23 protein-coding genes are annotated in these 24,990 nt (G+C 52.3%); 8 read left to right on the top strand and 15 right to left on the bottom strand.

Annotated elements, in window-relative coordinates; all coding sequences use genetic code 11:
- Positions 1-128 precede the first annotated feature (128 nt).
- From nagD to nagB, 4 genes are read right to left on the bottom strand one after another with little or no spacing between them, the layout of a single operon-like run.
- Positions 129-881 (bottom strand): ribonucleotide monophosphatase NagD, encoded by a 753-nt coding sequence (nagD, locus tag ACJHXB_RS18700; protein ID WP_000153129.1) that lies wholly within the window; start codon positions 879-881, stop codon positions 129-131.
- A gap of 47 nt (positions 882-928) precedes the next feature.
- A complete protein-coding gene (gene nagC, locus ACJHXB_RS18695) occupies positions 929-2,149 on the bottom strand; it encodes a DNA-binding transcriptional regulator NagC (protein WP_000187594.1) in 1,221 nt (406 codons plus the stop codon).
- A gap of 8 nt (positions 2,150-2,157) precedes the next feature.
- Positions 2,158-3,306 carry an N-acetylglucosamine-6-phosphate deacetylase gene (gene nagA, locus ACJHXB_RS18690; RefSeq protein WP_000271153.1) on the bottom strand — a complete coding sequence of 383 codons (1,149 nt, stop codon included), beginning with the start codon at positions 3,304-3,306 and terminating at the stop codon, positions 2,158-2,160.
- 59 nt (positions 3,307-3,365) lie between these two features.
- Positions 3,366-4,166: a glucosamine-6-phosphate deaminase gene (nagB, locus tag ACJHXB_RS18685; protein WP_001237072.1), complete on the bottom strand. Its 801-nt coding sequence runs from the start codon at positions 4,164-4,166 to the stop codon at positions 3,366-3,368.
- Between the two features lie 332 nt (positions 4,167-4,498).
- Between nagB and nagE the strand changes: the two genes are divergently transcribed.
- From nagE to chiQ, 4 genes are all read left to right on the top strand, one after another.
- The gene (gene nagE, locus ACJHXB_RS18680; RefSeq protein ID WP_001023116.1) at positions 4,499-6,445 is read left to right on the top strand and encodes a PTS N-acetyl glucosamine transporter subunit IIABC; all 1,947 of its coding nucleotides are present in this window, start codon (positions 4,499-4,501) and stop codon (positions 6,443-6,445) included.
- A gap of 202 nt (positions 6,446-6,647) precedes the next feature.
- Positions 6,648-8,312, top strand: coding sequence for a glutamine--tRNA ligase (gene glnS / locus ACJHXB_RS18675; protein WP_001287164.1), 1,665 nt, complete (start codon positions 6,648-6,650; stop codon positions 8,310-8,312).
- A 448-nt stretch (positions 8,313-8,760) separates the two neighbouring features.
- Positions 8,761-10,167, top strand: coding sequence for a chitoporin ChiP (gene chiP / locus ACJHXB_RS18670; protein ID WP_001258828.1), 1,407 nt, complete (start codon positions 8,761-8,763; stop codon positions 10,165-10,167).
- A gap of 49 nt (positions 10,168-10,216) precedes the next feature.
- The gene (gene chiQ / locus ACJHXB_RS18665; RefSeq protein WP_000733579.1) at positions 10,217-10,543 is read left to right on the top strand and encodes a ChiQ/YbfN family lipoprotein; all 327 of its coding nucleotides are present in this window, start codon (positions 10,217-10,219) and stop codon (positions 10,541-10,543) included.
- A gap of 83 nt (positions 10,544-10,626) precedes the next feature.
- Here chiQ and fur read toward each other — a convergent pair whose 3' ends face one another.
- The 5 genes from fur to ybfF form a co-directional block, all read right to left on the bottom strand.
- Positions 10,627-11,073 (bottom strand): ferric iron uptake transcriptional regulator, encoded by a 447-nt coding sequence (gene fur, locus ACJHXB_RS18660; protein ID WP_000131702.1) that lies wholly within the window; start codon positions 11,071-11,073, stop codon positions 10,627-10,629.
- On the bottom strand, positions 11,066-11,152 hold the full coding sequence (gene uof, locus ACJHXB_RS18655; RefSeq protein WP_032144081.1) for a fur leader peptide: 87 nt from the start codon (positions 11,150-11,152) through the stop codon (positions 11,066-11,068). Before uof ends, fur begins: the two co-directional genes overlap by 8 nt.
- Positions 11,153-11,361: 209 nt before the next feature.
- Entirely contained in the window at positions 11,362-11,892 is a 531-nt protein-coding gene (gene fldA / locus ACJHXB_RS18650; RefSeq protein ID WP_001018618.1) for a flavodoxin FldA, read from the bottom strand.
- 139 nt (positions 11,893-12,031) lie between these two features.
- Entirely contained in the window at positions 12,032-12,325 is a 294-nt protein-coding gene (ybfE, locus tag ACJHXB_RS18645; RefSeq protein WP_001300829.1) for a LexA regulated protein, read from the bottom strand.
- A 139-nt stretch (positions 12,326-12,464) separates the two neighbouring features.
- The gene (ybfF, locus tag ACJHXB_RS18640; RefSeq protein WP_000773293.1) at positions 12,465-13,229 is read right to left on the bottom strand and encodes an esterase; all 765 of its coding nucleotides are present in this window, start codon (positions 13,227-13,229) and stop codon (positions 12,465-12,467) included.
- Positions 13,230-13,413: 184 nt separating this feature from the next.
- Between ybfF and seqA the strand changes: the two genes are divergently transcribed.
- The 3 genes from seqA (at position 13,414) to ACJHXB_RS18625 (ending at position 16,324) form a co-directional block, all read left to right on the top strand.
- Complete coding sequence (seqA, locus tag ACJHXB_RS18635; RefSeq protein ID WP_000848387.1) at positions 13,414-13,959, top strand: replication initiation negative regulator SeqA; 546 nt, start codon at positions 13,414-13,416, stop codon at positions 13,957-13,959.
- 25 nt (positions 13,960-13,984) lie between these two features.
- Positions 13,985-15,625, top strand: coding sequence for a phosphoglucomutase (alpha-D-glucose-1,6-bisphosphate-dependent) (pgm, locus tag ACJHXB_RS18630; protein ID WP_001295675.1), 1,641 nt, complete (start codon positions 13,985-13,987; stop codon positions 15,623-15,625).
- A gap of 204 nt (positions 15,626-15,829) precedes the next feature.
- Positions 15,830-16,324 (top strand): hypothetical protein, encoded by a 495-nt coding sequence (locus tag ACJHXB_RS18625; protein WP_000851058.1) that lies wholly within the window; start codon positions 15,830-15,832, stop codon positions 16,322-16,324.
- A 111-nt stretch (positions 16,325-16,435) separates the two neighbouring features.
- Here ACJHXB_RS18625 and kdpE read toward each other — a convergent pair whose 3' ends face one another.
- The 6 genes from kdpE to kdpF are packed head-to-tail and all read right to left on the bottom strand — an operon-like array spanning position 16,436 to position 24,201.
- A complete protein-coding gene (gene kdpE / locus ACJHXB_RS18620) occupies positions 16,436-17,113 on the bottom strand; it encodes a two-component system response regulator KdpE (RefSeq protein ID WP_000186111.1) in 678 nt (225 codons plus the stop codon).
- Positions 17,110-19,794, bottom strand: coding sequence for a two-component system sensor histidine kinase KdpD (gene kdpD, locus ACJHXB_RS18615; protein WP_001309343.1), 2,685 nt, complete (start codon positions 19,792-19,794; stop codon positions 17,110-17,112). Before kdpD ends, kdpE begins: the two co-directional genes overlap by 4 nt.
- Positions 19,787-20,359 (bottom strand): K(+)-transporting ATPase subunit C, encoded by a 573-nt coding sequence (kdpC, locus tag ACJHXB_RS18610; protein ID WP_001309344.1) that lies wholly within the window; start codon positions 20,357-20,359, stop codon positions 19,787-19,789. Before kdpC ends, kdpD begins: the two co-directional genes overlap by 8 nt.
- Positions 20,360-20,367: 8 nt before the next feature.
- Positions 20,368-22,416: a potassium-transporting ATPase subunit KdpB gene (gene kdpB / locus ACJHXB_RS18605; RefSeq protein ID WP_000088009.1), complete on the bottom strand. Its 2,049-nt coding sequence runs from the start codon at positions 22,414-22,416 to the stop codon at positions 20,368-20,370.
- 22 nt (positions 22,417-22,438) lie between these two features.
- Complete coding sequence (gene kdpA, locus ACJHXB_RS18600; protein ID WP_000741117.1) at positions 22,439-24,112, bottom strand: potassium-transporting ATPase subunit KdpA; 1,674 nt, start codon at positions 24,110-24,112, stop codon at positions 22,439-22,441.
- Positions 24,112-24,201 (bottom strand): K(+)-transporting ATPase subunit F, encoded by a 90-nt coding sequence (kdpF, locus tag ACJHXB_RS18595; RefSeq protein WP_001365534.1) that lies wholly within the window; start codon positions 24,199-24,201, stop codon positions 24,112-24,114. Before kdpF ends, kdpA begins: the two co-directional genes overlap by 1 nt.
- A 312-nt stretch (positions 24,202-24,513) precedes the next feature.
- Here kdpF and ACJHXB_RS18590 point away from each other — a divergent pair, with 312 nt between their 5' ends.
- A complete protein-coding gene (locus ACJHXB_RS18590; RefSeq protein ID WP_000424926.1) occupies positions 24,514-24,720 on the top strand; it encodes a YbfA family protein in 207 nt (68 codons plus the stop codon).
- The last annotated feature ends 270 nt before the right edge of the window (positions 24,721-24,990 follow it).

The raw sequence follows: 24,990 nt of genomic DNA, 5'->3' as shown, positions 1-24,990 counted from the left end.
AATGAAAAAGGGTAGGGTGTAGAGGTGTATTTATTGATGAATCGATAATTTTTGGCGGGTTTTATTGAATGGGCGAATTTTAGTGATGGGTAAAAATAAGAAACCACGCCCTGAGGCGTGGTTGCTATTCAGATAACGTCGATTTCGGCGACCGATGGGTAAATCCAGCTGGGGCGGAATGGCATACTGTCGATATCGTCGAGCGACGAAACACCGGAGAGTACCAGAATCGTCTCCAGACCGGCCTGGAAGCCCGCCAGAATATCGGTACGCAGGTTATCGCCGACAATCACCGTTTCTTCCGAATGCGCCTGCATTTTGTTTAATGCTGCGCGGATGATCCACGGACTCGGCTTACCAACATAGAACGGTTTACGTCCGGAGATTTTTTCGATCCCCGCGCATAGCGCGCCACAGGCCGGATAAAAACCGCGCCCGTGGGTGTCCGGGTTGGTGGCGATAAAGCGTGCACCGTTAGCGACGAAATAGGCTGCTTTATGCATCATGTCCCAGTTGTAGGAACGCGTTTCGCCAACAATCACAAAATCAGGGTTCACATCGGTAATAGTGAAACCGGCTTTGTACAGTTCATGAATCAGTGCGCCTTCGCCCACCACATATGCTTTCTTGCCTTCCTGGCGACGCAGGAAATCGGCGGTCGCCATCGCAGAGGTATAAAACACGCTGTCAGGTACATCGACACCGGCAGTGGCAAAGCGGTTCGCCAGATCTTGCCCGGTCTGCGAAGGATAGTTGGTCAGCAACACCAGCGGCAGGCCTTTATCCATAATCCCGTGCAAAAATTCCGCTGCACCCGGTACGGCGACGTTATCGTGCATCAGCACGCCGTCGATATCGCAAATTACATTTTTAATGGTCATGGACTACCCAGAATATTGACAACAATAAGCGCCACTATAAAAGCACATTAATTTTCCAGCAAATGCTGGAGCAAAATACCGTTGAGCATGGCGCGTTTTACCAGCGCAAAAGCGCCGATTGCCGAGCGGTGATCCAGCTCAGAACGTACCACCGGCAGATTAGTACGAAACGCCTTCAGCGCCTGGGTATTAATGCAGCTTTCAATAGCAGGGAGCAGCACTTTATCGGCTTCGGTGATCTCACCGGCAATAACAATTTTTTGCGGATTAAATAAGTTGATAGCAATGGCGATGGTTTTGCCCAGATGACGACCGACATACTCAATCACTTCCGACGCCAGGCTATCGCCTTTGTTCGCGGCTTTGCAGATAGTTTTGATGGTGCAGTCGTCCAGTGGCACACGGCTCTGGTAGCCCTGCTTTAACAGATTCAACACCCGTTGTTCAATGGCAGCGTTGGCGGCGATAGTTTCCAGGCAGCCAAAGTTGCCACAGTGGCAGCGTTCACCCAGAGGTTCGACCTGGATATGGCCAATTTCACCGACGTTGCCGTTGCGGCCAATAAAAATGCGCCCGTTAGAGATAATCCCGGCCCCGGTTCCGCGATGGACACGCACTAAAATGGAGTCTTCGCAATCCTGACTTGCACCGAAGTAGTGCTCCGCCAGCGCCAGACTGCGGATATCGTGGCCGACAAAACAGGTCACTTTAAAACGCTCTTCCAGTGCTTCTACAAGCCCCCAGTTTTCCACCTGAATATGCGGCATGTAATGAATTTTGCCGCTGTCCGGGTCAACAAGCCCCGGCAGGATCACGGAAATGGCGATCAGCTCGCGCAGCTTGCGCTGGTAGCTATCAATAAACTGAGCAATGGCATTCAGCAGGGCATGTTCCAGCGTCTGCTGGGTACGTTCCGGCAGCGGGTAATGTTCTTCTGCCAGCACTTTGCTACTGAGATCGAACAGAGTAATGGTGGCGTCGTGACGACCAAGCCGTACACCGATTGCGTGGAAATTGCGGGTTTCGGTGACGATAGAGATAGCGCGGCGGCCCCCGGTGGAGGCCTGCTGATCAACTTCTTTGATCAGCCCGCGTTCGATAAGCTGACGCGTAATTTTGGTTACGCTGGCGGGGGCAAGCTGGCTTTGCTCGGCAATCTGAATCCGCGAGATTGGCCCATACTGGTCAATCAGGCGATAAACCGCCGCGCTGTTAAGCTGTTTTACGAGATCAACATTACCTATCTGAGCTTGTCCGCCTGGTGTCATACTTTCTCTTATTGAGTTACGACCTCGTTACCGTTAACGATGGTCTTGGTGATTTTAAAATCAGGTGTGAATGCGGTCAGGTTGGCTACTTTACCTGCGGCGAGTGTGCCGAGACGTTTCTCAACGCCAATCGCACGCGCCGGATAGAGCGTCGCCATACGCAGCACTTCATCCAGTGCGATACCGCAATGTTCGACCAGATTACGCACGCCTTCAATCATGGTTAAGGATGAACCGCTTAACGTACCGTTCTCATCCACACAAAGTCCATTACGGTAGTATATTGTTTTACCCGCAAAAATGAACTGTTCAATGTTGGCACCTGCTGGCGCGGTGGCGTCAGTAACCAGACACAGTTTGTCGCCTTTCAGACGTTTAGCATTACGAATGTTGGCGTAATCAACATGCAGTCCATCAGCGATAATACCGCAATAAATATCGGCTTCGTCGAGGATCGCGCCTGCCAGACCCGGTTCACGACCGGTAATATACGGCATCGCGTTGTACAGATGGGTGGCAAAGGTAATCCCCGCGCGGAAACCGGCTTTCGCTTCTTTTAACGTCGCGTTGGAGTGACCGGCAGAAACCACAATCCCGGCATTTGCCAGTTTGCTGATGACTTCCGCAGGAACCATTTCCGGTGCCAGGGTCACTTTGGTAATCACGTCGGCGTTCTCACACAGGAAATCGACCAGCGCGGCATCAGGCTTACGCACAAAATTCGGATTATGGGTGCCTTTTTTTACCAGATTCAGCCACGGACCTTCCAGATGCAGACCTAACGCCTGGTTCGGATGTTTTGCCAGGTACTCGCGCATAACGCGCACGCCCTGTTTCATCAGCTCATCGCTGGTGGTGATAAGCGTCGGCAAATAGTTAGTACAGCCTGATTTCTCATTGGCTTTCTGCATGATTTCCAGCGTTTCCACGCTGACCGCTTCAGCAGTATCGTTAAACTGCACGCCGCCGCAGCCGTTTAACTGCACATCGATAAAACCGGGGGAGAGAATGGCCCCGTTCAGTGAACGTTGTTCGATCTCTGGCGGCAGTTCCGCTACCGGACAGACGCTTTTAATCAGGCCATCAGCGATAACAACCGCGTGGTCATCAAGAAATTCGTGGCCGGTAAAGATCCGGCCCTGGGTTAATGCATACATTCTGACCCCCGATTTTAAAAAATATTGCCCTGAGCAAGGTGTCAGGGCAGGGATAACTATTACAGACCTTTGATATTTTCTGCTTCTAATTCATTGAAATATCTTAAAGTCTTAACTTTCAGCTCCATGGTGGAAGGTTCATCGCACACCATGATCGCTTTTGGATGCAGTTGCAGACAGCTGATGGTCCACATGTGGTTCACGCAACCTTCAACGGCGGCCTGCAGTGCCAGTGCTTTCTGGCTACCCAGCACCAGAATCATCACTTCTTCGGCATCCAGCAATGTACCAACACCGACAGTCAGGGCATATTTTGGCACCTGATTGACATCATTATCAAAGAAACGAGAGTTCGCGACGCGAGTATCATGAGTCAGTGTTTTGATACGAGTACGAGAAGCCAGAGAAGACGCCGGTTCGTTAAATGCAATATGGCCGTCGTTACCTACACCGCCCATAAACAGATGAATTTTTCCGTAAGAACGGATTTTTTCTTCATACTGGCGGCACTCGGCGTCGATATCCGGGGCGTTGCCGTTGAGAAGGTTGATGTTTTCTGCTGGAATATCAACGTGATCGAAGAAATTACGGTGCATAAAGCTGTAGTAGCTTTCCGGATGCTCTTTCGGCAGACCGACATATTCGTCCATGTTGAAGGTGACAACGTGCTTAAAGCTGACCTGGCCTGCTTTATGCATTTCGACTAACGCTTTATAGGTGGTCATCGGCGTGCCGCCAGTCGGCAGGCCCAGAACAAACGGACGATCGGCAGTCGGTTTGAACGCATTGATACGATTGACGATATGGCGAGCAGCCCATTTGCCGACCTGTTCAGCGGTAGTCAGGGGGATCAGTCTCATTATTCACCTCAATAAGTAAAATGTAAGCCGTTGGCGGATTAGGCATCTTTAAGCGTAACCTGGATTTGCGCAGACAGGCGTCAATCCGACCTGATTTTTTGAATGATAAAATAAGTTTTCTGGTTTAGCCAGTAAAAGGGAGTGATGATAACGATATTTGGTGACAAAACTCACAAAAGACACGCGTTTAATTTGCGATACGAATTAAATTTTCACACACTCTGTAGCAGATGATCTAACAATCTGATTACAGAACATCGGCAGTACAATTTGCAGCAAAATAAAAATACGGCTTTAAACGAGCCAAATAGGGTTCTCGTAGGGGGAATAAGATGAATATTTTAGGTTTTTTCCAGCGACTCGGTAGGGCGTTACAGCTCCCTATCGCGGTGCTGCCGGTGGCGGCGCTGTTGCTGCGATTCGGTCAGCCAGATTTACTTAACGTTGCGTTTATTGCCCAGGCGGGCGGTGCGATTTTTGATAACCTCGCATTAATCTTCGCCATCGGCGTGGCATCCAGCTGGTCGAAAGACAGCGCAGGTGCGGCGGCACTGGCGGGTGCGGTAGGTTACTTTGTGTTAACCAAAGCGATGGTGACCATCAACCCGGAAATTAACATGGGTGTACTGGCGGGTATCATTACCGGTCTGGTCGGTGGTGCAGCCTATAACCGTTGGTCCGATATTAAACTGCCGGACTTCCTGAGCTTCTTCGGCGGCAAACGCTTTGTGCCGATCGCCACCGGCTTCTTCTGCCTGGTGCTGGCGGCCATTTTTGGTTACGTCTGGCCGCCGGTACAGCACGCTATCCATGCAGGCGGCGAGTGGATCGTTTCTGCGGGCGCGCTGGGTTCCGGTATCTTTGGTTTCATCAACCGTCTGCTGATCCCAACCGGTCTGCATCAGGTACTGAACACCATCGCCTGGTTCCAGATTGGTGAATTCACCAACGCGGCGGGTACGGTTTTCCACGGTGACATCAACCGCTTCTATGCCGGTGACGGCACCGCGGGGATGTTCATGTCCGGCTTCTTCCCGATCATGATGTTCGGTCTGCCGGGTGCGGCGCTGGCGATGTACTTTGCAGCACCGAAAGAGCGTCGTCCGATGGTTGGCGGTATGCTGCTTTCTGTTGCTGTTACTGCGTTCCTGACCGGTGTGACTGAGCCGCTGGAATTCCTGTTCATGTTCCTTGCGCCGCTGCTGTACCTCCTGCACGCACTGCTGACCGGTATCAGCCTGTTTGTGGCAACGCTGCTGGGTATCCACGCGGGCTTCTCCTTCTCTGCGGGGGCTATCGACTACGCGTTGATGTATAACCTGCCGGCCGCCAGCCAGAACGTCTGGATGCTGCTGGTTATGGGTGTTGTCTTCTTCGCTATCTACTTCGTGGTGTTCAGTTTGGTTATCCGCATGTTCAACCTGAAAACGCCGGGTCGTGAAGATAAAGAAGATGAGATCGTTACTGAAGAAGCCAACAGCAACACTGAAGAAGGCCTCAATCAACTGGCGACCAACTATATTGCTGCGGTTGGCGGCACTGACAACCTGAAAGCAATTGACGCCTGTATTACTCGTCTGCGCCTGACCGTGGTTGACTCGGCTCGCGTCAACGATGCGATGTGTAAACGGCTGGGTGCTTCTGGGGTAGTGAAACTGAACAAACAGACTATTCAGGTGATTGTTGGCGCGAAAGCGGAATCCATTGGCGATGCAATGAAGAAAGTTGTTGCCCGTGGTCCGGTAGCCGCTGCGTCAGCTGAAACTGCGCCTGCAACTGCCGCGCCTGTAGCAAAACCGCAGGCTATACCAAACGCGGTGTCTGTCGCGGAGCTGGTATCGCCGATTACCGGTGATGTTGTGGCACTGGATCAGGTTCCTGACGAAGCATTCGCCAGCAAAGCGGTGGGTGACGGTGTGGCGGTGAAACCGACAGATAAAATCGTCGTATCACCAGCCGCAGGGACAATCGTGAAAATCTTCAACACCAACCACGCGTTCTGCCTGGAAACCGAAAAAGGCGCGGAGATCGTCGTCCATATGGGTATCGACACCGTAGCGCTGGAAGGTAAAGGCTTTAAACGTCTGGTGGAAGAGGGCGCGCAAGTAAGCGCAGGGCAACCGATTCTGGAAATGGATCTGGATTATCTGAACGAAAACGCCCGCTCGATGATTAGCCCGGTGGTTTGCAGCAATATCGACGATTTCAGCGGCTTGATCATTAAAGCTCAGGGCCATGTCGTGGCGGGTCAAACACCGCTGTATGAAATCAAAAAGTAATCTGCTTTATACCTGATGCGACACGGCAGCGTCGCATCCAACAATGACAAGCGGTGGAGATCTTCTCTGCCGCTTTTTTTTTCATCAATCATCCCCATAATCTCAGTGAGATTTTCGATTTTCACTAACTAACAGTTGTCAGCCTGTCCCGCTTATAAGATCATACGCCGTTATACGTTGTTTACGCTTTGAGGAATCCACGATGAGTGAGGCAGAAGCCCGCCCGACTAACTTTATTCGTCAGATCATCGATGAAGATCTGGCCAGTGGTAAGCACACCACAGTACACACCCGTTTCCCGCCGGAGCCGAATGGCTATCTGCATATTGGCCATGCGAAATCTATCTGCCTGAACTTCGGGATCGCCCAGGACTATAAAGGCCAGTGCAACCTGCGTTTCGACGACACTAACCCGGTAAAAGAAGATATCGAGTATGTTGAGTCGATCAAAAACGACGTAGAGTGGTTAGGTTTTCACTGGTCTGGTAACGTCCGTTACTCCTCCGATTATTTTGATCAGCTCCACGCCTATGCGATCGAACTGATCAATAAAGGCCTGGCGTACGTTGATGAACTGACACCGGAACAGATCCGCGAATACCGCGGCACCCTGACGCAGCCGGGTAAAAACAGCCCGTACCGCGACCGCAGCGTTGAAGAGAACCTGGCGCTGTTCGAAAAAATGCGTACCGGTGGTTTTGAAGAAGGTAAAGCCTGCCTGCGTGCGAAAATCGACATGGCGTCGCCATTTATCGTAATGCGCGATCCGGTGCTGTACCGCATTAAATTTGCTGAACACCACCAGACTGGCAACAAGTGGTGCATCTACCCGATGTACGACTTCACCCATTGCATCAGCGATGCGCTGGAAGGTATTACGCACTCTCTGTGTACGCTTGAGTTCCAGGACAACCGTCGCCTGTACGACTGGGTGCTGGACAACATCACCATTCCTGTTCACCCGCGCCAGTACGAATTCTCGCGCCTGAATCTGGAATACACTGTGATGTCCAAGCGTAAGCTGAACCTGCTGGTGACCGACAAGCACGTTGAAGGCTGGGATGACCCGCGTATGCCGACCATTTCCGGTCTGCGTCGTCGTGGTTACACTGCGGCTTCTATTCGTGAGTTCTGCAAACGCATCGGCGTGACCAAGCAGGACAACACCATTGAAATGGCGTCGCTGGAATCCTGCATCCGTGAAGATCTCAACGAAAACGCCCCGCGCGCAATGGCGGTTATCGATCCGGTGAAACTGGTTATCGAAAACTACCAGGGCGAAGGCGAAATGGTTACCATGCCGAACCATCCGAACAAACCGGAAATGGGGAGCCGTCAGGTGCCGTTTAGCGGTGAGATTTGGATCGACCGCGCCGATTTCCGCGAAGAAGCTAACAAGCAGTACAAGCGTCTGGTGCTGGGTAAAGAAGTGCGTCTGCGTAATGCTTACGTCATTAAGGCAGAACGCGTGGAGAAAGATGCCGAAGGCAATATCACCACCATCTTCTGTACTTATGACGCCGACACCTTAAGCAAAGATCCGGCAGATGGTCGTAAAGTGAAAGGTGTTATCCACTGGGTGAGCGCGGCACATGCGCTGCCGGTTGAAATCCGCCTGTACGATCGTCTGTTCAGCGTGCCTAACCCAGGTGCTGCGGATGATTTCCTGTCGGTGATTAACCCGGAATCGCTGGTGATCAAACAGGGCTTTGCTGAACCGTCTCTGAAAGACGCGGTAGCGGGTAAAGCATTCCAGTTTGAGCGTGAAGGTTATTTCTGCCTCGACAGCCGCCATTCTACGGCGGAAAAACCGGTATTTAACCGCACCGTTGGGCTGCGTGATACCTGGGCGAAAGTAGGCGAGTAATTTTAAGTTCTACCAGGCCGGGTGAGGCGTTTACGCCGCATCCGGCATGAAACATGCAAACAATTCAAAATGCCGCGCTCTGCGGCGTTTTTTTCTGCTTTTCTTCGCGAATTAATTCCGCTTCGCAATTTATCCATAAAATAAATTTAAAATCACAAAACATAATTAAATAAAATGTAACCGCTTTCATCTTGCTAGAATTTCACGTTTTTATTCTTCTGCAAGCCTTTCAACTGCAAACTTAAGCCTTGTAACAAAAATCATCAAAATATGTGCGGTTGCTCATGTTCTTACATTCTGGTTACAGAAAGAGATTGATAATTCGCGTCGCGAAAAATAGTCTGTTCCTGTAGTCAGCGAGACTTTTCTCAACGCTACTTTTTTAATTTTTATTTTTTTCGCTGTTCACCTTTGGTGCAGCAATTTATACGTCAAAGAGGATTAACCCATGCGTACGTTTAGTGGCAAACGTAGTACGCTGGCGCTGGCTATCGCCGGTGTTACAGCAATGTCGGGCTTTATGGCAATGCCGGAGGCTCGCGCCGAAGGATTCATCGACGATTCAACCTTAACCGGCGGTATCTATTACTGGCAGCGTGAACGCGACCGTAAAGATGTTACCGACGGCGACAAATACAAAACCAACCTTTCTCACTCCACCTGGAACGCCAACCTCGATTTTCAGTCCGGTTATGCTGCTGATATGTTCGGCCTTGATATTGCCGCGTTTACGGCGATTGAAATGGCGGAAAACGGTGACAGCTCTCACCCGAACGAAATCGCGTTTTCAAAAAGTAATAAAGCCTATGACGAAGACTGGTCCGGCGATAAAAGCGGTATAAGCCTGTATAAAGCAGCGGCCAAATTTAAATACGGTCCGGTTTGGGCGAGGGCAGGTTACATTCAGCCAACTGGTCAAACGCTGTTAGCGCCGCACTGGAGCTTTATGCCGGGTACTTATCAGGGGGCGGAAGCCGGGGCGAATTTTGATTACGGCGATGCTGGTGCGTTGAGTTTCTCCTACATGTGGACCAACGAATACAAAGCACCGTGGCATCTGGAAATGGATGAGTTTTATCAGAACGATAAAACCACCAAAGTTGATTATCTGCACTCCATCGGTGCGAAATACGACTTCAAAAATAACTTCGTACTGGAAGCAGCATTTGGTCAGGCGGAAGGGTATATCGATCAATACTTTGCCAAAGCCAGCTACAAATTTGATATCGCCGGTAGCCCGTTAACCACCAGCTACCAGTTCTACGGTACGCGCGATAAAGTTGACGATCGCAGCGTCAACGACCTTTACGACGGCACTGCCTGGCTGCAAGCATTGACCTTTGGTTACCGGGCGGCTGATGTAGTGGATTTGCGTCTGGAAGGCACCTGGGTTAAAGCCGACGGTCAGCAGGGATACTTCCTGCAACGTATGACTCCAACCTACGCTTCCTCCAACGGTCGCCTGGATATCTGGTGGGATAACCGTTCTGACTTCAACGCCAACGGCGAAAAAGCGGTCTTCTTCGGTGCGATGTATGACTTGAAAAACTGGAATCTTCCAGGCTTCGCCATCGGCGCTTCCTACGTTTACGCATGGGATGCTAAACCTGCGACCTGGCAGAGCAATCCGGATGCGTACTACGACAAAAACCGGACTATTGAAGAGTCTGCCTACAGCCTGGATGCGGTCTACACCATTCAGGACGGTCGCGCCAAAGGCACGATGTTCAAACTGCACTTCACCGAATACGACAACCACTCCGACATCCCAAGCTGGGGCGGTGGTTACGGCAACATTTTCCAGGATGAGCGTGACGTGAAATTTATGGTAATCGCACCATTCACCATCTTCTGATGCCCGACGCGGCAGGTTTTGTGCCTGCCGCACGTTTGAGGAATTTGCTATGAAAAAACTGATTCTCATCGCCATAATGGCATCGGGGCTGGTAGCTTGTGCGCAATCAACCGCGCCACAGGAAGACAGTCGTCTGAAAGAGGCATACAGCGCCTGTATCAACACCGCACAAGGTTCGCCAGAAAAAATTGAAGCCTGCCAGAGCGTGTTAAACGTGCTGAAGAAAGAGAAACAACATCAGCAGTTTGCCGACCAGGAAAGTGTACGCGTACTGGATTATCAGCAGTGTCTGCGCGCAACGCAAACCGGTAATGATCAGGCGGTGAAAGCCGATTGTGATAAGGTCTGGCAGGAAATTCGCAGTAATAACAAATAAGTGAGAGCTGTAACTCTCGCTTTTCTTATTTCCCGTGTATAAAAAAGCCAACCCGCAGGTTGGCTTTTCTCGTTCCGGCTGGCTTATTTGCCTTCGTGCGCGTGCTCATCTTCGCGGCAATCGCCTTCGGCACAGTGACCGTAAAGATAGAGACTGTGGTTAGTCAGGCGAATGCCATGTTTTGCGGCAATTTCACGCTGACGCGCTTCGATGGAATCATCACTAAATTCGATAACCTTGCCGCAGTCGAGGCAGATCAGGTGATCGTGGTGATGTTGCTGTGTCAGTTCAAATACGGATTTACCGCCTTCAAAATTGTGGCGGGTGACGATACCAGCGTCGTCAAACTGGTTCAGTACGCGATATACCGTAGCCAGACCAATTTCTTCACCCATATCGATCAGACGTTTGTATAAATCTTCCGCACTGACGTGATGGTTGTCCGGCTCCTGAAGAACTTCCAGGATTTTTAAACGAGGAAGCGTTACTTTCAGGCCAGCTTTCTTTAGGGCGGTATTGTTATCAGTCATGCGGAATCTGTCCTGTTACTAAGCGGTTCACTTCATTACGAGAAGTGACAGAATTTGCTCTTGAGATAATGCGTATCATTATAGAATTGCCACGCCTAAATGAAAACCACAAGTCCCTGGCAAATATTGTTAATAAAAACGTGGCACTGCTTACATTTACAACGGCAAGGCCACTTGAACACCGGGACATTGTACAGGTACAACAGCAAAAGTTACAAATTTGTAGCAATTATTTTGATTGGCATTATCTATTAATACGGCGTAGACATGAGTCTACGCCGCATCACATCAGGCATTGAGAATTTCGTCGAGATGCAACTCTTCAGAAATCTGTTTAACCCATTTTTCTACACGTTCAGCGGTCAGTTCCGGCTGACGGTCTTCGTCGATAGCCAGACCGACAAAGTGGTCGTCATCAGCCAGACCTTTTGATGCTTCGAAATGATAGCCCGCAGTTGGCCAGTGACCAACGATCGTTGCACCGCGCGGTTCAATGATGTCGCGGATGGTGCCCAATGCGTCGCAGAAATATTCGGCGTAATCTTCCTGGTCACCACAACCAAACAGCGCAACCAGTTTGCCATTGAAATCAATCTCTTCGAGAGTCGGGAAGAAGTCATCCCAGTCACACTGCGCTTCGCCGTAATACCAGGTTGGGATGCCCAGCAGCAGAATGTCATAAGCTTCCAGATCTTCTTTGCTGCTTTTTGCAATGTCATGGACATCGGCAACGTCTTTACCAAGCTGTTTTTGAATCATTTTTGCGATATTTTCGGTATTACCGGTGTCGCTGCCGAAAAAGATGCCAGTGATAGCCATGAGTGAAATAACCTCTTGAAACTTATTGAAATGGGGGTGGAAAATTGCCCACGGATAAAGGCAATCATAGCAGAACAGGCAGTCTTGCGGAATCAGCAAACGAGCAGGACTGCACACTGTGCTACATGAAAGTGGAAATTTAAACGATGCCCTGACTACGCAGCGCCGCCAGTTGCTGCATTAACATCTCTTCGATCAGTTCGCTACGGCTCATATTGCGCGACTCCGCCAGCTCGTTCAGCGCCTCGACAGCTTCCGCGTTCAGCTTCAGTTCGACACGCTTAAGGCCACGTACTTTGTCGCGTTTTAGCTGGTTGCGTTTATTAATACGCAGCTGTTCATCGCGCGAAAGCGGATTAGTTTTCGGTCGTCCCGGTCGACGCTCGTGCGCGAACAGATCTAATGTCGTACGGTCCGTTTGTTCTTTGGCCATGATCTTGGTGACTTCGGGGGAAACAATCAGCCAGGCCTCTGCCCGGATGGATAGCGCGCCATAATACATCAGCGCGATGAGTCACGCCAACGCCCACGCGCGGAAAGCGACGCGGACGCTGGGTTTTTAATCAGTTGCGTTAATCATTGAGATAGCGACGGATAGCGCGTAATACCGCATCCGGTTTTTCAGCATGGACCCAGTGACCCGCGCCTGCAATCACATGCGCCCGTGCCTGTGGAAATTGTGCCAGTAAATCATCACGGTACTGCTCGCTAACATACGGAGAATTGCCGCCAGGGATAAACAGGGCAGGGTGATTCCATGCCGGGATTTTCTCCCAACCCACAATATGCGGATACTGATCCCACAATACCGGCACGTTAAAGCGCCACTCCCCGTCAACAAAAGATTTCAACAGAAACTGAATCACCCCTTCTTCATTAAGATGCTGGCGCATTATTGCTGCTGCTTGCTGGCGAGTTTGTGCGTCCGATTCACTGACTGCGTTGATGGCCGCGAAAATCTCATCATGACGGCGTACGTGATAGTCGACCGGCGCGATGTCAATCGCCACCAGTTTATCGATGCGATCGGGGGCCAGTGCAGTAAGTGCCATTACCGCTTTACCGCCCATGGAGTGACCGATAAATGTTGCTTTATCGATCTGCAGTGCATCCAGGGTATCAACAAGATCCTGCGCCATCGACGGGTAATTCATCACCGGATCTCTCGGTGAAAGACCGTGGTTACGCATATCAACCTGGATGATATTGTGATCGTTTACCAGATCGCGAGCCAGTACGCCAAGGTTGTCGAGGCTGCCAAACAGACCGTGGACAAGAACGATGGGAGAATTATTGTGCTGGTTTTGTGCAGTTTGCGCGCGGATATTCAATTTCATGGCAAAGTTCTTTTTTTCGCGTTGTCGGGTTAGGGTATTATGTTGACCATTGTGCCACAGGGCTGCAACAAATAAGGTTTATTCCGAGTTTTTCTGCAAGCCAGGCTTGACGCTATCCGCTGCCGGGATTTATTCATATACTCCTGGCGACTTGTATTCAGCTAAGACACTGCACTGGATTAAGATGAAAACGATTGAAGTTGATGATGAACTCTACAGCTATATTGCCAGCCACACTAAGCATATCGGCGAGAGCGCATCCGACATTTTACGGCGTATGTTGAAATTTTCCGCCGCATCACAGCCTGCTGCTCCGGTGACGAAAGAGGTTCGCGTTGCGTCACCTGCTATCGTCGAAGCGAAGCCGGTCAAAACGATTAAAGACAAGGTTCGCGCAATGCGTGAACTTCTGCTTTCGGATGAATACGCAGAGCAAAAGCGAGCGGTCAATCGCTTTATGCTGCTGTTGTCTACACTATATTCTCTTGACGCCCAGGCGTTTGCCGAGGCAACGGAATCGTTGCACGGTCGTACACGCGTTTACTTTGCGGCAGATGAACAAACGCTGCTGAAAAATGGTAATCAGACCAAGCCGAAACATGTGCCTGGCACGCCGTATTGGGTGATCACCAACACCAACACCGGCCGTAAATGCAGCATGATCGAACACATCATGCAGTCGATGCAATTCCCGGCGGAATTGATTGAGAAGGTTTGCGGAACTATCTAAAACGTTGCAGACAAAGGACAAAGCAATGGCAATCCACAATCGTGCAGGCCAACCTGCACAACAGAGTGATTTGATTAACGTCGCCCAACTGACGGCGCAATATTATGTACTGAAACCAGAAGCAGGGAATGCGGAGCACGCGGTGAAATTCGGTACTTCCGGTCACCGTGGCAGTGCAGCGCGCCACAGCTTTAACGAGCCGCACATTCTGGCGATCGCTCAGGCAATTGCTGAAGAACGTGCGAAAAACGGCATCACTGGCCCTTGCTATGTGGGTAAAGATACTCACGCCCTGTCCGAGCCTGCGTTCATTTCCGTTCTGGAAGTGCTGGCAGCGAACGGCGTTGATGTTATTGTGCAGGAAAACAATGGCTTCACTCCAACGCCTGCCGTTTCCAATGCCATCCTGGTTCACAATAAAAAAGGTGGCCCGCTGGCAGACGGTATCGTGATTACACCGTCCCATAACCCGCCGGAAGATGGTGGTATCAAGTACAACCCGCCAAATGGTGGCCCGGCTGATACCAACGTCACCAAAGTGGTGGAAGACAGGGCCAACGCACTGATGGCCGATGGCCTGAAAGGTGTGAAGCGTATCTCCCTCGACGAAGCGATGGCATCCGGTCATGTGAAAGAGCAGGATCTGGTGCAGCCGTTCGTGGAAGGGCTGGCCGATATCGTTGATATGGCGGCGATTCAGAAAGCGGGCCTGACGCTTGGCGTTGATCCGCTGGGCGGTTCCGGTATCGAATACTGGAAGCGCATTGGCGAGTATTACAATCTCAACCTGACCATCGTTAACGATCAGGTCGATCAAACCTTCCGCTTTATGCACCTAGATAAAGACGGTGCGATCCGTATGGACTGCTCCTCCGAGTGTGCGATGGCGGGTCTGCTGGCACTGCGTGATAAGTTCGATCTGGCGTTTGCTAACGACCCGGATTATGACCGTCACGGTATCGTCACTCCGGCAGGTTTGATGAATCCGAACCACTACCTGGCGGTGGCGATCAACTACCTGTTCCAGCACCGTCCGCAGTGGGGCAAAGATGTTGCTGTCGGTAAAACGCTGGTTTCATCTGCGATGATCGACCGTGTGGTCAATGATTTGGGCCGTAAGCTGGTAGAAGTCCCGGTAGGTTTCAAATGGTTTGTTGATGGTTTGTTTGATGGCAGCTTCGGCTTTGGCGGCGAAGAGAGTGCAGGCGCTTCCTTCCTGCGTTTCGACGGCACGCCGTGGTCCACCGATAAAGACGGCATCATTATGTGTCTGCTGGCGGCGGAAATCACCGCTGTCACCGGTAAGAATCCGCAGGAACACTACAACGAACTGGCAAAACGCTTTGGTGCGCCGAGCTACAACCGTTTGCAGGCAGCCGCGACTTCCGCACAAAAAGCGGCGCTGTCTAAGCTGTCTCCGGAAATGGTGAGCGCCAGCACCCTGGCAGGCGACCCGATCACCGCGCGCCTGACGGCGGCACCGGGCAACGGTGCTTCTATCGGCGGTCTGAAAGTGATGACTGACAACGGCTGGTTCGCCGCGCGTCCGTCAGGCACGGAAGACGCGTACAAGATTTATTGCGAAAGCTTCCTCGGTGAAGAGCATCGCAAGCAGATCGAGAAAGAAGCGGTTGAGATTGTTAGCGAAGTTCTGAAAAACGCGTAAACACATTAAATAAGAAAAAGGGCGGTCGGAAGATCGCCCTTTTTTACTTATGACTGCCTGATGCGCTACGCTTATCAGGCCTGGGAAGATGGTGCAATATATTGAATTTGCGCTATTTTGTAGGCCGGATAAGGCGTTCACGCTGCATCCGGCATGAACAACGAGCACTTTGCCAACAAACTGAATAGCTCAAGGGAATTCAAAATGAAGACCAAAAGGAGTCTGGTCGTCAGAGTGGCATTAATTACCGCCACACTACTGCTGACAGCATGCGCCCAACCTGAACAATCATCATTAGCTGGTGACTGGTTACTGACCCCTAAAGATAAAACCAGAGGATTAACGGGTAGCATTGCGGTAAATATTGCGCCTTCCCGGTGTAAGACAAATTGCCGTGGCGATAACTTACCTGATAATACCCGCCGCTGGCAGTTGTCAGGCGGGAACGAAAAAGAACTTACTTATCTTCACGATATGTCACCACAAGAAAAGAGCAGTTTAAATCGTGGCTGGCAGTGCTACACCTCATTTTTTATGCGGGTTTGCCAGGGCAAGCCTGGCACTCGACCGATTGTTAATGAGGATTATGTCAGCGAAAGCGGATTTTTTGGCTCGATGATGCATGTCGGGATTATCGAGTTGCGACGCTGCCAGTCAGAAAAATGCCAGCAAGAGTTGAAACAGATAAATACGCATTAAACATATCGCGATGAGTGCCATGCCTGATGCGACGCTGACGCGTCTTATCATGCCTACGGGACGATGTGTAGGTCGGATAAGGCGTTCACGCCGCATCCGGCAATTCAGACCCTAAAGCATAAACCGATACCCAATACCGGTTTCAGTAATGAAGTGGCGGGGGCGGGCGGGATCTTGCTCCAGTTTTTGTCGCAGATGCCCCATATAAATACGCAAATAATGACTGTGTTCGACCGCGTTTGGCCCCCACACCTGGTTAAGTAGCTGGCGCTGGGTGAGCACTTTTCCCGCATTATTAAGCAACACCGCCAGCAGGCGGAACTCAATCGGGGTGAGATGCACCTCTTCCTCACCGCGATGGATCACTCGAGCCGCTAAATCGACGGTAACATTGGAAAATTTCACCAGCGGATCGGGCGTGGTGGTGGCAGAGTGGCGGCGTAATGCGACGCGCAGACGGGCCTGCAATTCGCCAATGCCAAACGGCTTACTCAGATAATCATCCGCTCCGGCATCCAGCGCGGCGATTTTGTCGCTCTCTTCGCTACGTGCGGAAAGCACAATCACCGGCACTGCGCTCCACTGGCGCAGGTCGCGGATAAACTCAATCCCATCACCATCGGGCAGGCCGAGATCGAGAATAATCAAATCTGGCTTACGGGTAGCCGCTTCCAGCAAGCCGCGTTGCAGCGTTTCGGCCTCAAAGACGCGCATCCTATCGCCCTCCAGCGCCGTGCGCAGAAAGCGACGAATAGCCTGTTCATCTTCAACAATCAGAACGTTTGTCACATATCCTCATGAAATTCTTCAAGTTCAGGGGCAGTTTGCTGGGGAAGTGTAACACGAAAACAGGCACCACCTTCCGGTCGGTTGAACGCGGTAATGGTGCCGCCGTGTACATCCACAATCGCCCGACAAATTGCCAGCCCAAGCCCTACACCCGGTACCGCCGACTCTTTATTCCCGCGAGCAAACTTATCAAATATCGTCTGCTCCTGGCCTGGCGGAAGACCGGGGCCATTATCCCAGACATCCAGTTGTAGATTTTCGCCCTCAACGTGGGCATCGATACCAATTTCGGCCTGCGCACCCGCGTATTTCACCGCGTTCTCCAGCAGATTAATCAGCACCCGTTCAAAGAGTGGCCCGTCAACGTGGATTAAGGTCAGCGGTTCTGGCAGAGAAAGATTGATGGGCGACGATAAACCCGGTTCCAGCATTTGCAGCGCGCTGCCGACCACTTCTTCCAGCGTTAACCACTCTTTCTTCAAATTAAAGCCGCCGGACTGAATTCGCGCCATATCCAGTAGATTATTCACCAGTCGGGTCGTGTTCAGCACATGCTGACGAATCTCGCTGGCCTGGCGGGCGTGGGGCGATCCTTCGCTCGCCAGATCGAGCGTTAAGATTTCTGCCTGACCGAACAGCACCGTAAGCGGCGTGCGTAAATCATGCGAAAGCGCCGCCAGCAGGGCGTTGCGGATCTGTTCTCGTTCGCTTGCCATCCGCGCCTGTTCTTCGCTGGCGGTCAGTGTCAGCCGCTCAAGGGCATTGGCGACTAACAGCGTAAACGTCTCCAGCAGGCGTTGCTGTTCCGGGATCATCAACTGGCGCAGATTCCCCGGTTCCACCACCACCAGCCCGTAGGTTTTCTCGCCGCTTTTTAGCGGCAAAATCTGGTACGGTACACCGGGTAACGTGTCGGTGCCCGCGCCCGCAGGCAGGCCTTTATCAAAACTCCACTGCGCGATGGCATCGTCCCACGGCGTCATTCCTTGCGGATGTGTTAACGGCTGCAATTTACCGTTGTCATCGGGCAACAACACCTGACTGCGGGCATGAAACGTGGAGGCAATAAATTGTTCGCTGGTGGCGGCGATGTCCTGCGGACTGCGGCCCACCGCCAGAGCTTTCGACATTTCATATAAGTGCCGTGTGCGTTGCTCGCGGTAACGGGCTACCCGCGCCTGATAACGAACGCCAGCAGTAAGGTTCCCGATCACCAGCCCGACGGTTAACATCACCGCGAAGGTCAGCAGATATTGCACATCAGAGACGGCGAGCGTGCCGCGTGGGGCGATAAAAAAGAGATCGAAACTCACCACATTAATGACGGTAGCAACCACCGAAGGCCAGCGTCCATAAAATAGCGCCACCACCACCACGCCAAGTAGATACAGCATCACCAGGTTGGCGGCATCAAACGCCATCAGCCACTGCATGGCAATTAAGGTGATAACGGCGCATAACGCGGCGGCAACCACGCATCCCTGAATCTGTACCCGCCACTTGTCTTTAAAAGAGCGGCTATCCGGCGCGTTGTTTATCGTGCGGGCGGGTGGTTCATCAAGCGCGACCAGCACCTGATCGAGATCGGGGGCGATGCGCGCCAGTCGGTCAGCAAACGTTTCCCGACGCCACCAGCGGCGCGAGGCCGGGCGACCGAGAATAATCTTGCCAAGATTATGTTCACGGGCATAACGCACTACCGCTTTCTCTTCCGCTGGATCAGAAAGTGTTGCCGTCTCTGCGCCCAGCTCCTGCGCCAGACGTAAGGCGCTGAGAATTGCCCGACGTTTTTTCTCCGGTAAGCGATGCAGGGCAGGGGTTTCAACATACACCGCGTGCCAGACGCTACCCAGCCGTGACGCCAGCCGCGCCGCCGCGCGGACCAGTTTTTCGCTGCCGGTGTTATGCCCGATGCATAAAAGGATCGCGTCGCGCGTGTGCCAGACTTTCTCTTCGCCAGGATGCCCCCGCCAGGCGCGCATTTGCTCATCTACGCGATCGGCAGTACGGCGCAGTGCCAGTTCGCGCAGGGCGATCAGATTGCCTTTGCGAAAAAAATGTTCAATGGCGCGTTCCGCCTGCCCGGCAATATAGACTTTACCTTCTTTCAGCCGTTGACGCAGATCGTCCGGGGGCAAGTCCACCAGCACCACGTCGTCGGCGGCATCGAAAAAAGGATCGGGCACGGTTTCCCGTACCTGAATTCCGGTGACGCCGCTGACCACATCATTCAGACTTTCCAGATGCTGAACGTTGACGGTTGTGAAAACATCAATGCCAGCTTCCAGCAGCTCTTCGATGTCCTGCCAGCGTTTAGGATGACGAGAACCTGGCGCATTACTGTGCGCCAGTTCGTCCATTAAGATCAGTGCCGGACGGCGGGCGAGGGCGGCATCGAGATCAAACTCGCTGATGTGCCGCCCACGGTACGCCTGGCGTTTTAACGGCAGAACAGCCAGCCCTTCCAGCATTGCGGCGGTATCTTTCCGCCCGTGGGTTTCTACCACGCCAACCACAATATCCAGCCCTTGCGCCCGCAGTCGCTGGGCTTCTGCCAGCATCGCCCAGGTCTTCCCGACGCCTGCGCAGGCACCGAAGAAAACTTTCAGCTTCCCCCGATGCGGCGCGGCAGTTTGTTCCAGCAGACGATCGGGGTCGGGACGTAAGGGTTCGTTATTCATCAAGCTTATCCAGCGCCAGATTGAGTTCGACAATGTTGACGACCGGCTGGCCGATATATTTCACCAGCGGTTGTTGGCTGTATTTTGCGATCAGTTGCGTGAGCTGTTCAACGCTGAGATTACGCGCTTTCGCCACGCGTGGGATCTGCCAGGCTGCCGCTTGCGGGGTGATGTTATTGTCCAGCCCGCTTGCCGATGCCGTCACCAGTTCAACCGGAACGTTCGCGCTGGCATCAGGGTTAGCGGCCCGTAATGCAGCAACGCGTGCGGCTATTAGTTTATCCAGCTCAGGGTTACTGACCGCCAGATTGCTCCCGCCAGAAGCCTGTGGATTATAGGGCATTTCTGCCGTTGCCGACGGGCGACCATGAAAATAGCCGTTGCCGGTAAAATTCTGCCCGATTAATGCCGAACCGCGCACCGTATCACCTTCACGGATCAACGAACCGTTGGCCTGCCAGGGAAACCACCATTGCCCCAGCGCGGTGGTTAGCAGCGGGTAAACGCCGCCAGTAATCAATAACAGAAAGATAAATGTCGATAATGCCGGACGTAATCCACGCATGGTAAACCTCACACCAGACCGCAAACGGTCAGCAGTAAATCAATGACTTTGATACCAATAAACGGCACCAGCAGCCCACCCAGACCGTAAATCCATAAGTTACGGCGCAACATGGCAGAAGCGGTAAGCGGTTTATAACTCACGCCTTTTAACGCCAGGGGAATCAAAAAGACGATAATCAAGGCGTTGAAAATGACCGCACTGAGGATTGCGGAGTCGGGCGAATGCAGGCGCATGATGTTCAGCGCATTTAACTGTGGATATGTTGCCGCGAACGCCGCCGGAATAATGGCGAAGTATTTCGCCACATCGTTGGCAATGCTGAAGGTGGTCAGCGAGCCACGGGTCATCAGCATCTGTTTGCCAATGTGCACCACCTCGATCAACTTGGTCGGGTTAGAGTCGAGATCCACCATATTGCCCGCTTCTTTCGCCGCCTGAGTACCGGAGTTCATCGCTACCGCGACATCTGCCTGCGCCAGCGCCGGAGCATCATTGGTGCCGTCGCCGGTCATCGCCACCAAACGGCCTTCCGCCTGATACTGACGAATCAATGCCAGCTTGGCCTCCGGTGTCGCTTCGGCGAGAAAATCATCGACGCCCGCTTCCGCAGCAATGGCGGCGGCAGTCAGACGGTTATCGCCGGTAATCATCACCGTTTTAATGCCCATTTTGCGCAGCTGGGCGAAGCGCTCTTTAATACCGCCTTTGACGATATCTTTCAGCGCAATAACGCCCAGCACACGGGAACCTTCCACCACCACCAGCGGCGTGGCCCCCTGACGCGCAACCTGATCGACTTTTTGATCAACATCGGCTGGGAAGTGACCACCATTAGCCTCAACATGGCGGCGAATGGCATCGACAGAACCTTTACGGATCATGCGGTTGTCGATGTTGATCCCGCTCATCCGGCTTTGCGCAGTAAACGGTACAAAGGTGGCATGGAGCGACTGCACATCGCGCTCGCGCAGGTTAAAACGCTGCTTGGCGAGGATCACAATACTGCGGCCTTCCGGCGTTTCATCAGCCAGCGAAGCCAGTTGTGCGGCGTCAGCCAGCATTTTTTCATCCACGCCCTGCGCGGGGATAAACTCCGACGCCTGACGGTTACCGAGTGTGATGGTGCCGGTTTTATCCAGTAGCAGAACGTCAACGTCACCTGCCGCTTCAACTGCACGTCCGCTGGTGGCAATCACATTCGCGCCCAGCATCCGACTCATCCCGGCGACGCCGATCGCTGACAACAGGCCGCCAATAGTGGTTGGGATCAGACAGACCAGCAGCGCCACCAGTACCGTTACACTGACTGCATTACCGCCCCACGCGGAAAACGGCCACAGCGTGGCGGTTGCCAGTAAAAAGACGATAGTCAGGGCAATCAGCAGGATGGTCAGGGCAATCTCGTTCGGCGTTTTACGTCGCTGCGCACCTTCCACCATCGCGATCATCCGATCCAGAAATGTCTCGCCGGGGTTAACGCTGCACTCAATCACCAGCCAGTCAGAAAGAATACGCGTGCCGCCAGTGACGGAGGCAAAATCGCCGCCGGATTCACGGATCACCGGTGCCGATTCCCCGGTGATGGCGCTTTCATCGACCGATGCACCCCCTTCAATGACTTCACCATCGCAGGGGATAATATCGCCAGCTTCTACCAGTACGATATCGCCTTTACGCAGTTGATCGGCGGGAACTTTGTCCGCCGCAGCGCCATATTTCGGCTCACGCAGCTTGCGGGCAAAGGCAGTTTTTTTCACCCCTTTCAGACTGTTGGCCTGCGCTTTACTGCGGCCTTCTGCCAGCGCCTCGGCGAAATTAGCGAACAGTACGGTGACCCACAGCCAGCCGCTGATTGCCGCGCTAAACAGCACATTGCCAGGCATCGCACCGCTTGCCATTGCGATGCTAATAAAGGTGGTCAGCAGACTGCCGATCCAGACGATAAACATCACCGGATTGCGCCATTGCGCCTGCGGGTTTAATTTTTTCACCGCTTCTTTCAGCGCCTGAACGACAAGTGTTGGTTCGAATAGCGCCAGTTGTTTACGACTCATATTCAGTGCTCACTCAATATCATCAGGAGAGATATTCCGCCACCGGACCAAGCGCCAGGGCAGGGATAAAGGTCAGTGCGCCAACCAGCAATACGGTGCCGATTAACAGGCCAACAAACAGCGGGCCGTGCGTTGGCAGCGTGCCGGAGCTGGCGGGTTGGCTCTTTTTACTCACCAGCGAACCGGCAATTGCCATCACCGGGATAATCACCCCGAAGCGACCGACAAACATGCAGAACGCCAGTAAACAGTTCCAGAACGGGGAGTTGGCGCTTAATCCGGCAAAGGCGCTGCCGTTGTTGTTAGCGGCGGATGACACGGCGTACAGCACTTCGCTAAAACCATGCGGGCCAGGGTTGAGCATGGCGCTACGTCCGGCGTCGGTCATCATCGCCAACGCCGCGCCCATCAGCACCAGTGTTGGAGTAACCAGAATCGCCAGTGCAGTCAGTTTCATCTCACGTACGTCGATTTTTTTACCCAGATATTCCGGTGTACGACCAATCATCAGCCCGGCAATAAACACCGCCAGCAGGACAAACAGCATCATGCCGTAAAGACCAGAACCGACACCGCCGAATACCACTTCACCAATTTGCATCAGCCACATCGGCACCATGCCACCGAGAGCGGTAAACGAATCATGCATCGCAATCACCGCGCCACAGGAAGCCGCCGTAGTCACGACCGCAAACAGGCTACTGACCAGCACGCCGAAACGGCTCTCTTTACCTTCCATATTGATGCTGCTGTCCGCACCCAGCGCCAGCAGATGCGGATTACCCTGAACTTCTGCCCACATCACCACGCCTACGCAGATGACAAAAATCACTGACATCGCCCACAGCAACATGCGCCCCTGGCGGCGATCGCCTGCCACTTCACCAAAGGCAAAGCACAGCGCTGTTGGGATCAAGAAGATCGCCAGCATCTGCACGAAGTTGGTCAGTGCGGTTGGGTTTTCAAACGGATGCGACGAGTTGGCATTAAAGAAGCCACCGCCGTTAGTACCGAGCATCTTGATCGCTTCCTGAGAAGCCACCGGCCCCATTGGTAACAGCTGTTTCGCTCCTTCAACGGTATTCACCGCCTGATAGGGCAGAAAGTTTTGCAGCGCACCTTGTTGAATAAAAAACAATGCGATCAACAACGCCACAGGGACTAGCACCCATAACGTGATGCGTAGCAGATCGACCCAGGCATTCCCGAGTGTGCTTATGCTCTGGCGGGTAAATGCACGGATGAGGGCAAAAATCACCGCAATCCCGCTGGCGGCAGAAAGAAAGTTTTGCACCGTTAAGCCCGCCATCTGGCTGAAATAGCTCAACGTGGTTTCACCGCTGTAAGATTGCCAGTTGGTATTGGTGACAAAGCTGACGGCAGTATTCAGCGCCAGATCCCACGACAGCCCCGGCAACTGCTGTGGATTAAGCGGCAGATAGTGCTGACCGAGCAACATAAAAAACAGCACCGCCAGCCCCAGCATGTTCAGGCCGAGAATGGCACAGAGATACTGCTTCCAGTTCATCTCACTGTCAGAGACGCCAGGTAAACGAAAAAGTACGCGTTCAACACCCGCTGTACCGGGAAGAGGTATGTCATTAATCAGCCGCGCCAGCCCGCTGCCTAAAGGACGTGCCAGCACCATTAACACCAGTAAAAACGTGGCAATCAGTAAGAACCCTTGCGCAGCCATCAGAACGCCTCCGCATTGATCAGGGCATAAACCAGATAACCCAGTAATAAAAACACCAGCAACACGCCGGCTATCACGCCTGCACTCACAGTGCACCTCCAGTGGCCTAAAAGTGATACCGGAAGGGTAGAATTCTGGCTGCAAAGATTTCGCAAAAATCTTCGGGCGGGATGTAAAAAAAGTATAAAAATGGCAAAAGCCATGATTTAACTGATGGTTAGTATTAATTTAACTTTTGTGTAACTTAATTACACGGTGAATGTAAATAAACCATCAATAAGCAAAAATAAGTGGTCGGATGAGTAGTAAAATTACACAAAAGGCGGTACTATTTTCATCAGATAAACAAATTCATTTTTCCGGTGCCATTCACCGGGTAGATACAAAAGGGGGAGAAAAGTATGGAACTCTACAGAGAATATCCTGCATGGCTTATCTTTTTACGCCGTACTTATGCGGTTGCAGCGGGCGTTCTGGCGCTGCCTTTCATGCTTTTCTGGAAAGACCGCGCCCGCTTTTACAGCTACCTGCACCGCGTCTGGTCGAAAACCAGCGAGAAACCGGTGTGGATGGATCAGGCAGAAAAGGCAACTGGTGATTTTTACTGATTGCTGAGTTCTGAATACATTGAAAACCGCCAGCGGAAACGCTGGCGGTTTTTTTGTATCAGGAAGATGTTCAGAGGAATATTTAGACACCGTTATACCAATCGAAACATATATTCATGAAACATATATAAATATTTTCCTAATTGTTTCTATCTGACGGATATCTCACTTAAGGCTTTCTTATAAATCTGTAGGGTTTCGCCTGTCAGCAGACAAATAACCCGATAAAACAAGGATGAGCAGATGAGCGGAAAACCGGCGGCGCGTCAG

This window comes from Escherichia sp. WS3227_2 (assembly GCF_046486495.1).
GTDB lineage: Bacteria > Pseudomonadota > Gammaproteobacteria > Enterobacterales > Enterobacteriaceae > Escherichia > Escherichia coli.
The sequence above is the reverse complement of the archived record's forward strand: the minus strand, read 5'-3'. Positions and strand labels throughout refer to the sequence as shown.

What these genes read in the sequence shown, in the direction of transcription:
- nagD (WP_000153129.1), bottom strand. Translation starts at nt 881, where the DNA reads ATGACCATTAAAAATGTAATTTGCGATATCGACGGCGTGCTGATGCAC.
- nagC (WP_000187594.1), bottom strand. Translation starts at nt 2,149, where the DNA reads ATGACACCAGGCGGACAAGCTCAGATAGGTAATGTTGATCTCGTAAAA.
- nagA (WP_000271153.1), bottom strand. Translation starts at nt 3,306, where the DNA reads ATGTATGCATTAACCCAGGGCCGGATCTTTACCGGCCACGAATTTCTT.
- nagB (WP_001237072.1), bottom strand. Translation starts at nt 4,166, where the DNA reads ATGAGACTGATCCCCCTGACTACCGCTGAACAGGTCGGCAAATGGGCT.
- nagE (WP_001023116.1), top strand. Translation starts at nt 4,499, where the DNA reads ATGAATATTTTAGGTTTTTTCCAGCGACTCGGTAGGGCGTTACAGCTC.
- glnS (WP_001287164.1), top strand. Translation starts at nt 6,648, where the DNA reads ATGAGTGAGGCAGAAGCCCGCCCGACTAACTTTATTCGTCAGATCATC.
- chiP (WP_001258828.1), top strand. Translation starts at nt 8,761, where the DNA reads ATGCGTACGTTTAGTGGCAAACGTAGTACGCTGGCGCTGGCTATCGCC.
- chiQ (WP_000733579.1), top strand. Translation starts at nt 10,217, where the DNA reads ATGAAAAAACTGATTCTCATCGCCATAATGGCATCGGGGCTGGTAGCT.
- fur (WP_000131702.1), bottom strand. Translation starts at nt 11,073, where the DNA reads ATGACTGATAACAATACCGCCCTAAAGAAAGCTGGCCTGAAAGTAACG.
- uof (WP_032144081.1), bottom strand. Translation starts at nt 11,152, where the DNA reads ATGATACGCATTATCTCAAGAGCAAATTCTGTCACTTCTCGTAATGAA.
- fldA (WP_001018618.1), bottom strand. Translation starts at nt 11,892, where the DNA reads ATGGCTATCACTGGCATCTTTTTCGGCAGCGACACCGGTAATACCGAA.
- ybfE (WP_001300829.1), bottom strand. Translation starts at nt 12,325, where the DNA reads ATGGCCAAAGAACAAACGGACCGTACGACATTAGATCTGTTCGCGCAC.
- ybfF (WP_000773293.1), bottom strand. Translation starts at nt 13,229, where the DNA reads ATGAAATTGAATATCCGCGCGCAAACTGCACAAAACCAGCACAATAAT.
- seqA (WP_000848387.1), top strand. Translation starts at nt 13,414, where the DNA reads ATGAAAACGATTGAAGTTGATGATGAACTCTACAGCTATATTGCCAGC.
- pgm (WP_001295675.1), top strand. Translation starts at nt 13,985, where the DNA reads ATGGCAATCCACAATCGTGCAGGCCAACCTGCACAACAGAGTGATTTG.
- ACJHXB_RS18625 (WP_000851058.1), top strand. Translation starts at nt 15,830, where the DNA reads ATGAAGACCAAAAGGAGTCTGGTCGTCAGAGTGGCATTAATTACCGCC.
- kdpD (WP_001309343.1), bottom strand. Translation starts at nt 19,794, where the DNA reads ATGAATAACGAACCCTTACGTCCCGACCCCGATCGTCTGCTGGAACAA.
- kdpC (WP_001309344.1), bottom strand. Translation starts at nt 20,359, where the DNA reads ATGCGTGGATTACGTCCGGCATTATCGACATTTATCTTTCTGTTATTG.
- kdpB (WP_000088009.1), bottom strand. Translation starts at nt 22,416, where the DNA reads ATGAGTCGTAAACAACTGGCGCTATTCGAACCAACACTTGTCGTTCAG.
- kdpA (WP_000741117.1), bottom strand. Translation starts at nt 24,112, where the DNA reads ATGGCTGCGCAAGGGTTCTTACTGATTGCCACGTTTTTACTGGTGTTA.
- ACJHXB_RS18590 (WP_000424926.1), top strand. Translation starts at nt 24,514, where the DNA reads ATGGAACTCTACAGAGAATATCCTGCATGGCTTATCTTTTTACGCCGT.